The following is a 14,063-nucleotide window of genomic DNA, read 5'->3' on the forward strand; positions in this document are numbered from 1 at the left end:
GGAGATACTCCAATTATTATATAGTTATGTCTGCATACCAACAAAAAAAGCCATGCCCCCAAATAAGGGAACACGGCGTATACTCGGAAGCATTATCTTGTCGGCAGACAGAGAATGTATTGCAATCTGGATTTAATTTCTTTTTGCCATTTCAAATCTCCAACTTTAACGGCAAGATTGAGCAGATCCAGATAATCGTCAACCTGTAATGTTGTTCGGGTAGAGGTAACGTTCATGGGTGATCAGTCTCCTTTTAACTTAAATATAGTAAATTGAAATTATTAACGCTTATAATAATGATAATCATTATCATCGTTTATCGTTATTGCTATTATCCACATTTTCTATGTAAAAAGCAATATAAAAATCAAGACTTCGTAACTTTTATCATTTACAAATAAAAGAGTCCATCGAAAGATGGGGATTTGCGTATAATGTGTGGTTTTAGGAAAGAATTAGCAGGAATCTTACCATATTTTGTCGAATACTTTTTAGAATAATGCTTTAAATTCTAAATTTTAGCAAAAAGGGGAATTGGGCAATGAAGCGGTGCACAATGTTGCTTCTGATTATTTTTCTGCTTTTGCTCGTACCTCCTACAGCCGCTCACGCCGAAAGAGAGGATATAAGGTACCAAGTAGAACTGGAATATCCACCTTATAAATATGTAGAAAACGGGTATTTGACCGGGTTTGATATTAATTTGAGCACGATGATTTTTGAGAAGCAGGATTACCTTATTCACTACAGTACTGGGCAATGGGATGAAGTATACAGTCGGCTGATTCAAGGAGATATTGAGATAGCAGGTCTTATGGCAATTACGGAGTCGCGTAACCAAGAGGTGTTATTTTCAGATCCAGTTATTAAGAATTATATTTCCATCTATGCAAGGCGAGAGCTTGAGGATGAGATCGATTTAAAGACGTTGGGAAGTTATAAGATTGGGTTAGGGAATGGGCAGTATTCTGCAACCGTGCTGAACAGCAAGGTGGGGATTACAAATTACATAGAATATGCAACGACTCCTGAAGCTTTGAAGGCTTTAGAAAATGGGGAAATCGACCTTCTATTTGAGAATCAGGAAGTGATTGATTATCTGATTGCAGAGCAGAAATTGAAGGGGAGTATTATCAAAAAAATGAGCAATCTCTACCCTAGGGATGTCGCTTTTGCAATAAGTAAATCCTCTCCGGAGCTAGTGACTTATGTTAACGAGAGATTGGATCGCCTGCATCGTTCAGGTGCTTTTGAAGAGCTGTATCAGCACTATTTCTTCGTTCATTCGGATTATTATAAAGTTATGATGCGCAATAGATTTATTGTGGGAGCCATTATTCTGCTCGGCCTTCTGATCATTAGTGCGGTTTTGCTAAAAATGTATATTAATCACTTACGGCGGGCGGTTTATTCGGAACAGCAATTTTTTGAGGATGTAATAGAGCATAGCGGTATGGTAGTTTGGGCCGTGCAGGCGGATAAAAAGGTAGTTCGGTTTAACAATTACGCTGAGCGAATGACGGGCCTATGCGAGAATGAAGTAGTGGGCAAAAACATTGAGGATATAGAGGGGCTGACAGGCAGTACGGCGGCTATTCGGAATCTGCTGGAAAGGGCCGTACAGCTTGACTATGTTGATAATATCGAGCATAAACTTCCGGACAATTCGCCAGCAGCGCGGTATTTTTCATTTCGGACCACCTTGTTGAAAGGATTGGATAAGCAGGCAGCTGATATTTTTGTGCTTGTAGGAGTGGATATCGATGAGCGCAAACAAAATGAGCTAAGGCTTCAGCAAAGTTATGAGGAACTGGAAGCTACTTACGAAGAGCTGTCAGCGACAGAGGTCGAGCTACAGGAGCAATTTGCTAAGCTGCAAGTAGGTGAACGACGGTTCAGTCTCGCGACAGAGGGTTCTGGTGCATACATGTGGGAGCTTGATTGGGAGACAGGACTGTATAATCTATCGGATCGCTGGTACAAGCTCATGGGCTATACGGAGGATGAAATCAATTCTTTCGAAAATGGGGTGCTTAGTATTATTCATCCCGATGACCAGCCATCATCCCAAAAGGCAAGACATGATCATCTGGCAGGTTTAACACCTATCTACGAGACGGAATACCGCATGCGGACCAAAGATAATCAGTTCGTCTGGTTTGAGGTAAGTGGTAAAGCTATCGTTGATCCAAAGAATGAAGTTGTGTTATTTATCGGTTCACTGATTGATATTAGTAAGCGGAAGCAGGTAGAGCTAAAGCTGAGCAACAGTTATCAGGAGCTTGAGGCAACCTATGAACAGCTTACAGCCACACAGCAGGAGCTTGTAGAGCAATACGATATGCTGGTGGAGAATCAAAAACACATGCATCGTCTAGCTTATGTGGATGAGCTTAGTAATCTACCCAACCGTGTATGTCTACTGGAATCTATGGAGAAATATCTGCAATGTTCAGGAGGCAAGGCGGCGCTGTTGTTCGTAGATACCGATAATTTTAAATACATCAATGATACCTTAGGGCATAAATCCGGTGATGTTCTTATTCAGAAGGCTAGCAAAAGGCTGCAGTCGGTGGTGCGGGAAGGAGATATGCTCTCTCGGCTCGGCGGGGATGAATTCGTGATTTTTATTAAGGATATAGAAAACCACGAGGATGTGCTAGACCTGGCGGAGCGTATCATGAGAGCGTTCAGGCAGTCCTTTTTAATCGGAGAGAGTTATTTGTACGTTTCCGTAAGCATCGGAATTTCCTTTTATCCGGAAGATGGTGAGACCACCGAGCAAATCTTAAAAAATGCGGATGTCGCTATGTACCGGGCAAAAGAGGATGGTAAGGGGACTTATGTGGTATATGACAAATCTATGCATACTGCGTTTAATGAACGGATGAATATAGAGAAACATTTGCGCAGTGCCATGAATAATAATGAGTTTGAGTTATATTATCAACCGCAGGTGGATATCCAGTCTGGATTAATCTCTGGTTTTGAGGCTTTAATTCGCTGGAATAGTCCAACGCTGGGCTTTGTATCTCCACTTTCCTTTATCAAAATCGCCGAGGATTCCAGGCTGATTATTTATATTGGAGAATGGGTGCTTAGGGAATCGTGCATCTTTATGAAGGGCATTCAAGATCGTATGGGCATTCCTTACAAGATATCAGTTAACATTTCCATTATTCAACTATTGCAGGATGATTTCGTCGAGATGGTGCAGGAAAGTCTGGCTGAAAGTGGGCTAAAGCCTAGTTGTCTTGAACTGGAAATCACCGAGTCTATTTTTATGGAATCGTTTGAGAGTATCGTGAATAAGCTTCAATTCCTCAAATCCCAAGGCATTCGTATTGCGCTGGATGATTTCGGAACGGGATACTCATCTCTTAGTTATTTGCAGCAATTGCCGATTTCTACGCTTAAAATGGATAAAACCTTTATCGATTCGCTTTCGGAAAAAGCTTACAGCCAGTCTTTTGTGCAGACCATTATACAGCTGGGCCACAATATGGGGCTGGAGGTCGTTGCGGAGGGAGTGGAAGAGATCAGCCAGCTGGATTTCCTCAGAAAATCGGGCTGCGATAAGGTACAGGGATATCTGGTTAGCAGACCTGTTCCGAAGCAGGAAGTGGTGGAGCTTTTGGAACCGCAGAAGCGTTACGGAATATAGCAGTGGATACACAGCCCTCATCACAAGGTGGGGGTTTTTGGTATGAAATGCTTCTGAAATTAAGGCTTTGCAAAAGAAAACAAGCTCCGACAGATAAACAGTGTCTGTGGAGCTTGTCACTAGCTGATGACAATTTTGTTCTTCCCGGTGTTTTTAGCTTCGTAAAGTGCATCATCAGCCTGCTGAAAAGTAGAATTTTTGGAGTCTGCACCTGTGTAATCATGCATCCCGATACTGACGGTTATGCTTTTCCCTTCCATTTCGGCAAAAGGGGTATCGGCGACTTTGGCTAGAATTTGTTGCATGATTTCATAGGATTGTTCAAAGGTTTTGGTTGTCAGAATGACAATGAATTCCTCGCCCCCGTACCGCGCGGCGAAATCATCAGGACCGATATACTCGAGCAGGATCGCTGCGATTTTTTGTAATACGATATCTCCAACGGAGTGTCCATAGCAATCATTTACTTTTTTGAAATTATCGATATCCATAACGGCAAGCTGCATGGAGAATGGATTACTCTGCTGATGCTCGATTAGCCAACCCAAATATTCGTGAAAAGTCTTGTGATTATACAGATCAGTCAGGGGATCTATCTTAGATAGACGATCCATGATTATATTCTGAATGCGTAATTCCTGTTCTGACTTGACGGAGTTCTGCAGGGATTGCATCAAATCACGTCCACGAACGATTACTGCAAAACCTGCCAAAGCAGTGCCTGCAAAAATAAGAGCGATAATGATTGTTTGGGTGATCGGGAAGTACTCGTGAATGGATGTCTTGGTGAATAAAATGATCGTGTACAGTAGAGAAATAGCAGAAGTGGCTATCATATAACTGCTCTTCAGATAGATCATCGAGACTAGTAGCGGGAACAGCATAATTAATGATTTAACATGCAACTCATCGCTGAGATTGACGATAATCAAAACCGCAAATAGATGGCTTGCAACCGTAATGGCGAGTTGGGCCCACAGAGGCCTCCATCTATAGATTACTTCTAGAATAATGATCAAACTCACTATGATGGAATCAGAAATCAACGAGTGCTCAATATAATCGTTCCTGGTTGGGGTTTCCGGACGCTGGCTCCATAAGGATAGAGAAACAATGAACTGAATACTTAAATACACAATCAGGATGATCCAGAATGAATTGAGAAGCACACGATTCCAATAGGTCTGACGAGGAGTTTGAGGTGTGGCGCGCATAATGTGATCCTCTTTTCCAGTGGCAATATGCTTATATATTCGACAATAAGCTCAGGTTTCCTCTTGATGGCTTTCTTGGAAGCGGGAGATCAACAAGCATCTTTATAAGGTGAGATTGCCCGGCCCGGGGAATGATTGATCGAAAAGGAATACTATAGAAAGTATTTCCTTTAATTAACTCTGCTGATATAATGTTAGAATACATAACATCAATCGAGTGGAGTGGAAGTAAAGATGCAGATCCGTCGAAACCAGATTTTCGTAGTCGTCCTGTTGCTTCTTGTCAGTGTGTACAGCTTATTGATTGATATGCTCTGGATGCATAAGCTGGTGATTATTCTGCTTATGGGTTCTCTAGGATGGTTCTCGCTGAATACATCCCGCTACGGTTATCGCAAAGAAGCGCTGCTGAAGGATTCACAGAACAAAGTGGAGCTTCTTGGCAATGAGATTGTAGTTACCTCGGATCGGCTGCATGGTGCGCTTGAAGAAATCAGCCGCCATACAGAGCAGCTGCAGCAGACAGCAGATTATTCACACGCGTATGAAACGGATTTAAGGATTCGCAGCAACGAAGCTAAAGCCAATATTGAAGGGGCCTATCAGACGATGGGCGGTGTAGCCTCAGTTACAGCACATATCGAAGAATTGACGGAAAAACTAGGCTCGAATATGCAATATGCTCGGCAAGGAATGACAGCAATGGTAGATTCCCTGAGCATTGCAGATGTGGTGATGAAGGATCTGCAAACACAGAGTGGGGACATGTTAGCTAAGTTTACTACCCTGAGTAATCATATTGCGATGGTAGAGGAGATCAATACATTGATTAACTCCATTGTGAATGAGACCTCGTTGCTCGCGCTGAATGCTTCTATTGAAGCGGCCCGGGCCGGTGAACAGGGCCGCGGATTTGCAGTAGTGGCCAGCCGGATTCGGCAGCTGGCTGATCAAAGCAAGAGCTCGGTAGACCGCTCCTCAGGCATCTTGCTTGACATTAATAATGGAGTACAGCAGGTGCTGGAATCCGTTACGAAAGAGCAAGTCTCAGTGGAGCGTGGGGTGAACGAGGTCGGCACGGTTAAGCTTCGACTCGATGATATCGCGTCGAGAGTAGATGAAGTAGGCAGCGCCGTGACGGAAACAATCGATGCTGCCGCGAAACAGGGCAAGCTGATTGTAGAAGTGACAACGGAGCTGAGCGGTGCGGTGGCTATCGTGAATGAGACGATTGCCAATGTAGACCTTACGCTGGAGCAGGTGACACGGCAGCGGGACCAGATTGGGCAGCTGAACGAAGTCAGCGCCAATCTGTTAGCGGAGTCGCAATCCTTGCAGCAATCGGTTACTAGCATTGCGGGCAGAGCGGAAATTGAGATGAGCCAATATGCAGCCCGGCTTCAGGAAATGCAGAGTCTCTTGGAGACGATTTCCGCCAAGGAAGAACTTTACGCTCCAGATACTGAAGTTCATCAAGGTGTTTTGAAAGCTTACATTAAGAAAATTCCAGATGTACAAGCCATTTGGTCCAATCGGACGGATGGAACCTTTATCTACTCCGAGCCAGCGGCTGGCCTGTTGAATGCTAAGCGGCGTGATTGGTGGAATGGGGCCGTGAATGAGGGTGAATATGTCTCTAAACCTTATGTATCCGCGATTACGAAACGTTCTTGTATTACATTATCTAGAGCAATCCGGAATCGTCAGGGAGATGTAGTAGGCGTGGTTGGTATTGATTTAGCGGTGTAATAAAACAACAGCAGCAAGCCCTTCTGTAGCAGAGGCTTGCTGTCTTTTTTATTCCGATGCTAACACAACTTAGCTTTAGGTAGCGCTGACCTGCAATTGCTTCCACGTTGCCTGCCAGTTTTTTTGTGCAATTCGTTTTTCATAAATAGGGAGTAAGTTCGGATTATTGTTGAAATGAGGGGTAGCCCGTAACACTACATTAATAACATCTGCAATCCCATGCGGAGCGGTTAGGATAACCTTACCGTATTCATCTAAGGAAAGCCCAAGCGCTGTAGCTGTTTCCGGAAACTTGGAGATGGCATCTACAGATGACGTATAGGGCGCAAGGTTGTTAATGGTATGCATTCTTGCTTCATTCTTAACGGACCATGGCACATGGGGATTTAAATTTCTTAGTTTTGCCTCCCATTGCTTTTCCACTTCCTCATGAAGATTGCTGCCGTCATAATAAATAACATCAATATCTGGTAAAGGGGTCCGCTCTTCAAAGCCATGTAAGGTATCCCAGATTTTTGAACGTACAAACCCAGCACAAACCCACCAGTCAGGTAACTGTAGCGATCTGGCATTTTCTAAAATATCCATCATCCAGGGGTCATTATGTACAAGCTGAATGATATCTGCCTCGTGTTCTATCTTGTGCAAACTGCCACCTCCGAATATTCATGCTTCCAATCTGTTAATATCATACAACAAGAGTTTCAATAGAGGTATAAAGGGACAGGCTGAATGGACAGAGGCATGAACTATCTTTATAATGAATCGACATCGAGACCTTTGGAGGCGGTGACCGTGCAATATACGTTTACTATATTACTGCAATTGTTGGAAAGAGCTGCGTTATTGCTGATGTGTCTGTTTGTATTGACTCGTCTGCCGCGGTTTAAAGAGGTTTTTCAAAAAGGGAGTTACGCTCCGCAAGAGCTTGCTATTGCGACGATGATCTTCAGCTTATTTGCCATTTTCGGCACTTATAGCGGGATTAATGTGGAAGGTTCGCTTGTGAATGTACGAATTATCGCCATCGTATCTGGCGGGATTTTGTTCGGGCCATGGGTTGGACTTATAACAGGCATCATCTCAGGGGTTCACCGTTTTCTGATTGATATCGGAGGGGTAACCTCTCTTCCTTGTCTGATTACGAGTATCACCGCGGGCATAGTGTCTGGGATAATCTATCGCCGCACCTCTGGTGAACGTCGCTGGATAGCAGGGATTTTGGCGGGAATGGCCTGTGAGGCACTGACGATGCTGCTCATTCTAGCGATGGCTCAGCCGATGTCGCTGGGTGTGGATATCGTGTCCAAGATCGCTTTTCCGATGATTATGAGCCAGATTAGTGTCGGCCTGATTGTTGTGCTAGTGCAGAGCGTGGAAGGTGAGAAGGAACGGATCGCGGCTAAGCAGTCCAAGCTGGCGCTTGATATTGCCAATAAGACCTTGCCGTATTTTCGCAATATTAATCAGGAGTCGCTGCACACCATCTGCCAGATCATCAAAGAGGATATCGGTGCAGACGCTGTAGCGATTACGGATACTCGGTTTATTCGTGCCTATGTTGGCGTGGGTGAGGAGGATTATGAGACAACTAACGATATTATCAGTGAGGAAACTAAAGTAACGTTGTCCAGTGGTGAAATTACCATCCGTAACGATGATAGTGATTACGTGAATCCGCAGATCAAGTCGCTGATCATTATTCCTTTGAAGGAAAAGGGTGAGGTAACGGGAGCGCTCAAAATCTATTACACCAAAGCCCACAAGATTACCTATTCGCTTCAAGCTATGGCCGTGGGTCTGTCGCAAATGATCTCTACCTTGATGGAAGTGTCGCGGGTGGAAGGCATTAAGGAAATGGCGAACAAAGCGGAGCTGAAGGCACTGCAGACCAGCATTAACCCGCATTTTTTGTTCAATGCACTGAATGCGATTGCGTCCTCGATTCGAATTAACCCGGATAAGGCACGCGAGCTGATTGTGAATCTGTCCGGTTATATGAGATACAATCTGGAGCTTACCGATGAATTCATTGATATCAAACGAGAGCTACAGCAGGTCCAGCAATACGTAGAGATCGAAAAGGCGCGTTTTGGAAGCCGGCTTAACGTGCTTTATGATATTGATGAGGTTCAGGTTCGAATTCCGAGTCTGATCATTCAGCCGCTTGTAGAAAATGCGATTATACATGGCATACTGAAGGTAAGAGGGACAGGAACAGTAACGATTTCTGTAAAAGACCAAGGGGATACCGTACGGGTGGGCATTCGCGATACCGGAGCTGGCATCAGCGAGGAAACGATAGAGAAGGTCTATACTGGCGATATGCCGGAGAATAAAATCGGGCTGTTTAATGTACACCAACGGGTAAAGCTGATCTATGGGACTGGACTTACCATTCAGAGATTGGATAAAGGGACGAACATCTTTTTTGATGTTAAAAAGGAGGACCAATGAGAGCGATCATTGTAGAAGATGAAGAGCTGGCAAGACAGGAGCTGGCTTATTTAATAGAGACGCACAGCGGGATCGATATAACGGCACAGTTTGAAGATGGGCTGGACGCGCTTAAATTTTTGCAGAGTGATACGGTAGATGTGATTTTTCTGGATATTAATATTCCCTCCATCGATGGGGTGCTTTTGGCACAAAATATCAGTAGATTCTCGGTAAAACCCTACATAGTGTTCATCACTGCGTATAAGGAGCATGCTGCTGAGGCGTTTGAGATTGAAGCTTTTGACTATATTCTTAAGCCTTATAGCGAGGTACGCATCAAAGCCATGCTGCACAAGCTGGAAAATGCATTTGCCAGCCGTGGACGACAGGGGGAAGAAGAGCGTAATCCGGTCAGTGACAAGGTTAATCTGTGGAAAAATGAAAAGATTATCGTAGTGAATGCCGACGATATTTATTACGCCTCCGCGCAGGAAAAAAGTACAAGTGTGATGACTAAAGGTGAGGAATACAGCATGGCACTTAGTATTAGCGATTTCTTTCAGCGGCTGCCGCAGGATCGTTTTTTTCGCTGCCATCGTTCCTATATTGTTAACCTGTCCAAGATCAAGGAAATCATCCCGTGGTTCAACAATACGTATTTGCTGCGCCTGCATGATTTAGGTTTTGAAGTGCCGGTAAGTCGTAGTAAGGTAAAGGAATTCAGGCAGATTATGCGCTTATAAATGCAATTCATTCTTCATTTCCGTCATCTCATGCCGGATTTCTCTCAACATCGGCTGGTTTAGCTACAATAAAGAGGCGATAGAAGCTCTTGTAGCAGACAACGAGAGAGAAAGAAGGAAAAGACCATGACTACGACAATGGACAGCAAAAGCACCAAACGGTGGCTAATCGTATTAGGTACAGTAATTATGCAAATGGGCCTAGGTACCATCTATACATGGAGTTTATTTAATGCGCATCTGGTAACAAAATTTGGCTGGGAGCTTAACTCCGTTTCGATTACTTTTTCTATAACGAGCTTTGCACTCGCTTTCGCGACTTTGTTCGCAGGGAAGCTGCAGGATCGTTTCGGGCTTCGCCGTTTGACTGCTACTGCTGGGATTGTGCTCGGACTAGGATTGATTCTTAGCTCTCAAGCCAATTCACTCTTCATGTTCTATTTATTGGTTGGGGTGATCGTTGGTTTTGCGGATGGGACAGCTTATATCACTTCATTATCTAATTTAATTAAATGGTTTCCGAATAATAAAGGTTTAATCTCCGGCGTGTCCGTTGGTGCTTATGGAACGGGGAGTTTGATCTTTAAATATATTAACGGCGGGTTGATTGACTCAGTGGGTGTGTCTAATACATTTATGTATTGGGGTTTGATTGTTATGGGCATGATTGTAATCGGTTCCTTGCTCGTAAGAGAAGCTCCGGTTCAAGCGGCCCCAGCACCAGCGGGTTCAACGACAGCTACAGTAATGAGTTCACCGAAAGACTATACGGTCAAAGAAATGCTGCGGACAAAAGAAGCTTATCTGCTATTTATCATTTTTTTCACCGCTTGTATGTGTGGTCTGTATTTGATCGGTATTGTAAAAGATATCGGCGTGCAGCTGGCTGGACTTGATGTACAGACAGCAGCTAGTGCGGTGGCTATGATTGCGATCTTTAATACAGCGGGACGTTTAATTCTGGGTGCTTTATCTGACAAAATGAGTCGCTTGAAGCTGGTAGGCGCATCGCTTGCTGTAACTGCGGCGGCTATGCTGACCCTCAGCTACGCGACCCTGAATTTCGGACTTTTCTTCACTTGTGTAGCAGCCATTGCGTTCTGCTTTGGCGGGAATATCACGGTGTTCCCCGCCATTGTCAGCGACTTCTTCGGACTGAAAAATCACAGTAAGAACTACGGAATTGTTTACCAAGGTTTTGGTATTGGTGCCCTTTCCGGTTCGTTTATCGCCGTCTTCCTAGGCGGATTTAAACCAACCTTTGTTATCTTTGGCCTCTTGTGCCTGCTGGCCTGCATCATCGCGATTTCTCTGAAACCGCCAGTGGCGAAGTCGAAAGAGAAAAAAGCGCTGCGTCTCAAAGCAACGGAACGTACGGCTTAAGATGTAATTGAAGCTAGAACCAGGCAGTGATTCTCCCGTTAGTGGAGAATCGCTGCCTGGTTCTTTTGATTTGTAGTGGCTTGCTGAGCTGTGACTTGTTTGGGCGGATTATCTTCAATTGGGAGAAGGAGTTTTGCTGGGATCTGAGAAGTAACTGCATTCTGTGCAACTATTCCGTATGAAATAGTGAATCTTCGGATTTTAGTTGTATTCTGTACAACTAAAATCTCGAGATGTTGCTTAGAGGCGAAAAAACCAAGGAAATAGTTGCACCAAATACAGCTATATCTAATGGTGGCGTGATGCGTGAAAAAATAGTTGTATGAAATACAGTTAAACGTGACTACCCCAGCACCAGCCCCAGCACCAGCCCCAGCCCCAGCACCAGCCCCAGCACCAGCCCCAGCACCAGCACCATCAGTACCTACATCACTACGAGCACCTACACCAGTACCTGCATCTATCCCAACATGTGTGTGCTTGCACCATCGCTTTTGCTATCCCTTTCCCTTCGGCTCTCTTTTGCGTCTAAACATTGCCTCTGTTACTGCTCAATATAGTTACTTAGAGGGTAGATAGATTTGTCGGACGCACAGCGGATTTTTTGTAACTAGGTAAGCAAGTACATCAATAGGAAAATGTGGTCGAAGCAGTGTTGGATATGGCCTGATTCTTGCGGAACTCGGATGGGGACATCCCGCTAAGTTTATTGAATATGCGGTTGAACTGGGAGAAGCTGTTGAATCCGGATTGCCCGGCGATCTCGGAAATCTTCAGGCGGGTGTAGATCAGCAATTGCTGGGCATTACGGACCCGGGTCATCTGAATATATTCTGTCAGCGTGGAGCCGGTAATTAACTTAAATTGGTGTGATAAATAATAGGAGCTGATAAAGAACTCTTTAGCGAGGAAATCAAGGGACAACTCGCTGTTGTAATGGCTATGGATGTATGCGGTGATCGAGTAGATTTTTTGCATAATGGCATTTCCAATCTCCTCTGGGACATAGCTGTTCTGGTCTCTACGCTGGTATAAAGCACAGAGAAACTGTTGGAAAAGGCTGTGAATCAGTACTGGATTTAACGGTGAAGTGCTGTGTGATAAGGTGAAGATAGCGTTAAGAGGATCAAATACGGCTTTGCGCAACTCTTTTGGCAAACGGTAGATCGGTATTTCTTCCCAAAATGAGAGAAACATACTTTTGTAAGCGTTCTCTAAACCGGGTATATCTTTGGGCATGGCGAAGTTTATGATCAGCCGCTTAAACGGCGGCCCTTCCGGATATTGTGTCTTATGCATCCGATAAGGACGCAGGAGCACGATGTCATACTGCTGGAGGGCGCAGACATTCCCATCGATAATATGAGTGGCTCGGGAATCCATTAAGATATGAATCTCGTAAAAATCATGAAAATGCTGAAACTCCATATTGATATCGTGAGAACGCTGGTCATAATCAAAATAATAAAAAAGGGGATCTACGGGCGTGTTGATACGTACGCTATACCCTTGTTCGTACAGTAAGTCGCTTTCAAGCAAATGCTCTCACCGCCTTATTCTGTAATATGCACTTATTATAGGTTCAGAAAAGCAAGATTTGCAATATATGAGGGTTATTACAGCAAATATAAAGTAGTTTTTGTATGGAATGGTTTGATATATTACGGGTGAATGGAACTACCCAACATGAGGGAAGACCCAAAATAGCAGGTGAAGGGGCGGGAAACAGATGAACAACAGCCGGATTAGTAAAGTTGAGATCATTGAAAAGCTGAACCGCGTGACGGATAAGCTGCTGAAGCTGGAGCGGCCGGAAAACGAAGCCGAACTGCAAAATTTAGGGGAGGATGCGGGACGACGGGGGTATTTTGCCCGTGATTTTGGCATGGAGGAATGGGATTGGCCGCAGGGAGTGGGGCTTTACGGACTTCAAAAGCTTGAGCAGCATTTCAAGGATGAGCGTTATCAAGAATATGCCAAGCTTTGGATGAGCAAGCAACTGGGCAAGGGACTGCCGAGCCGGAATATCAATACAACAGCGCCGTTGCTGTCATTAATGGAACTGAAGGAAGCGGAGGAATTAAGCCTGGAATGGGTGCAGTGGTTGATGCATGGCCTGCCGCGGACGGAGGAGTCTGGTTATCAGCATGTCACAACAGGAGCGAGCAAGGATGAAGTTACGCTCAATGATAATGAAATCTGGATTGATACGTTATTTATGGCTATTTTGTTCACGGCAAAAATGGGTGTGAAATACGATAATTCCGCATGGCGGCAAGCGTCGCTTTACCAACTGTTGCTGCATATCAAATACCTTTATGATAAAAAGACGGGGCTGTTTTTTCATGGCTGGCATTTTGGCGGCCGGCATAATTTCAGTGAAGCCTTCTGGTGCCGGGGCAATAGCTGGTTTACACTCGGCCTGCCTGAATACCTGGAGTTGATGGGGCCGTATCTGGACAGTGGAGTGTTTGAATATCTTCAACAGATCCTGAACGCACAGGCAACAGCTTTATTAGCCTGCCAGAGCGGAGACGGATTATGGCATACGCTGCTGGACGACTCTAGCAGTTATACTGAAACGTCAGGCTCAGCAGCTATCGCAGCGGGTATTTTGCATAGCGTACGCAGGGGGTTGTTGCCGGAATCGTATGCAGATCATGCCCTGAAAGCGATCCGGGCGGTGCTGGACAGAATTGACGATGAAGGCACGGTGCTTGGTGTATCCGGCGGCACTCCGATTGGTGCTGCAAAAGAAGATTATAAGGAAATCATTATTGCCCCTATGGCCTACGGGCAGGCCATGGTTTTAGTCGCACTAGGTGAAGCGTTACATTACTGTTGAGGAGGAGTAGATAGCTAAGGAGAGAG

Annotated in this window: 10 protein-coding genes; 6 read left to right on the plus strand and 4 right to left on the minus strand. The window is 44.7% G+C overall.

Annotated features, from left to right (window positions below; all coding sequences use genetic code 11):
• Positions 1-92: 92 nt before the first annotated feature.
• Positions 93-236 (minus strand): hypothetical protein, encoded by a 144-nt coding sequence (locus MHB56_RS16235; RefSeq protein WP_167348483.1) that lies wholly within the window; start codon positions 234-236, stop codon positions 93-95.
• 305 nt (positions 237-541) lie between these two features.
• On the opposite strand from MHB56_RS16235, the gene MHB56_RS16240 reads away from it, so the two are divergent.
• A complete protein-coding gene (locus MHB56_RS16240) occupies positions 542-3,664 on the plus strand; it encodes an EAL domain-containing protein (RefSeq protein ID WP_076275967.1) in 3,123 nt (1,040 codons plus the stop codon).
• A 119-nt stretch (positions 3,665-3,783) separates the two neighbouring features.
• Here the strand turns inward: MHB56_RS16240 and MHB56_RS16245 are convergent, their stop codons facing one another.
• Positions 3,784-4,878 carry a GGDEF domain-containing protein gene (locus MHB56_RS16245; protein ID WP_341143749.1) on the minus strand — a complete coding sequence of 365 codons (1,095 nt, stop codon included), beginning with the start codon at positions 4,876-4,878 and terminating at the stop codon, positions 3,784-3,786.
• Positions 4,879-5,112: 234 nt separating this feature from the next.
• Between MHB56_RS16245 and MHB56_RS16250 the strand changes: the two genes are divergently transcribed.
• Positions 5,113-6,627, plus strand: coding sequence for a methyl-accepting chemotaxis protein (locus MHB56_RS16250; RefSeq protein ID WP_341143750.1), 1,515 nt, complete (start codon positions 5,113-5,115; stop codon positions 6,625-6,627).
• Between the two features lie 75 nt (positions 6,628-6,702).
• Here MHB56_RS16250 and MHB56_RS16255 read toward each other — a convergent pair whose 3' ends face one another.
• The gene (locus MHB56_RS16255) at positions 6,703-7,218 is read right to left on the minus strand and encodes a nucleotidyltransferase family protein (RefSeq protein WP_076124758.1); all 516 of its coding nucleotides are present in this window, start codon (positions 7,216-7,218) and stop codon (positions 6,703-6,705) included.
• Between the two features lie 261 nt (positions 7,219-7,479).
• Here MHB56_RS16255 and MHB56_RS16260 point away from each other — a divergent pair, with 261 nt between their 5' ends.
• The 3 genes from MHB56_RS16260 (at position 7,480) to MHB56_RS16270 (ending at position 11,192) form a co-directional block, all read left to right on the plus strand.
• Positions 7,480-9,084, plus strand: coding sequence for a sensor histidine kinase (locus MHB56_RS16260; protein ID WP_303047248.1), 1,605 nt, complete (start codon positions 7,480-7,482; stop codon positions 9,082-9,084).
• Positions 9,081-9,809: a LytR/AlgR family response regulator transcription factor gene (locus tag MHB56_RS16265; RefSeq protein ID WP_076275969.1), complete on the plus strand. Its 729-nt coding sequence runs from the start codon at positions 9,081-9,083 to the stop codon at positions 9,807-9,809. The genes MHB56_RS16260 and MHB56_RS16265 overlap by 4 nt, the downstream gene beginning before the upstream one ends.
• 138 nt (positions 9,810-9,947) lie before the next feature.
• Complete coding sequence (locus tag MHB56_RS16270; RefSeq protein ID WP_076124755.1) at positions 9,948-11,192, plus strand: L-lactate MFS transporter; 1,245 nt, start codon at positions 9,948-9,950, stop codon at positions 11,190-11,192.
• Positions 11,193-11,819: 627 nt separating this feature from the next.
• Here the strand turns inward: MHB56_RS16270 and MHB56_RS16275 are convergent.
• A complete protein-coding gene (locus MHB56_RS16275; RefSeq protein ID WP_076282358.1) occupies positions 11,820-12,731 on the minus strand; it encodes a helix-turn-helix transcriptional regulator in 912 nt (303 codons plus the stop codon).
• Positions 12,732-12,921: 190 nt separating this feature from the next.
• On the opposite strand from MHB56_RS16275, the gene MHB56_RS16280 reads away from it, so the two are divergent.
• Positions 12,922-14,037, plus strand: coding sequence for a glycoside hydrolase family 88/105 protein (locus MHB56_RS16280; RefSeq protein ID WP_341143751.1), 1,116 nt, complete (start codon positions 12,922-12,924; stop codon positions 14,035-14,037).
• Positions 14,038-14,063: the final 26 nt, after the last annotated feature.

The organism is Paenibacillus sp. FSL H8-0315, from assembly GCF_038005365.1.
Lineage (GTDB): Bacteria > Bacillota > Bacilli > Paenibacillales > Paenibacillaceae > Paenibacillus_AQ > Paenibacillus_AQ odorifer.

Coding starts and splice junctions, on each gene's coding strand:
- MHB56_RS16265 (WP_076275969.1), top strand. CDS start 9,081: ATGAGAGCGATCATTGTAGAAGATGAAGAGCTGGCAAGACAGGAGCTG.
- MHB56_RS16245 (WP_341143749.1), bottom strand. CDS start 4,878: ATGCGCGCCACACCTCAAACTCCTCGTCAGACCTATTGGAATCGTGTG.
- MHB56_RS16250 (WP_341143750.1), top strand. CDS start 5,113: ATGCAGATCCGTCGAAACCAGATTTTCGTAGTCGTCCTGTTGCTTCTT.
- MHB56_RS16235 (WP_167348483.1), bottom strand. CDS start 236: ATGAACGTTACCTCTACCCGAACAACATTACAGGTTGACGATTATCTG.
- MHB56_RS16280 (WP_341143751.1), top strand. CDS start 12,922: ATGAACAACAGCCGGATTAGTAAAGTTGAGATCATTGAAAAGCTGAAC.
- MHB56_RS16255 (WP_076124758.1), bottom strand. CDS start 7,218: ATGATGGATATTTTAGAAAATGCCAGATCGCTACAGTTACCTGACTGG.
- MHB56_RS16260 (WP_303047248.1), top strand. CDS start 7,480: ATGTGTCTGTTTGTATTGACTCGTCTGCCGCGGTTTAAAGAGGTTTTT.
- MHB56_RS16270 (WP_076124755.1), top strand. CDS start 9,948: ATGGACAGCAAAAGCACCAAACGGTGGCTAATCGTATTAGGTACAGTA.
- MHB56_RS16240 (WP_076275967.1), top strand. CDS start 542: ATGAAGCGGTGCACAATGTTGCTTCTGATTATTTTTCTGCTTTTGCTC.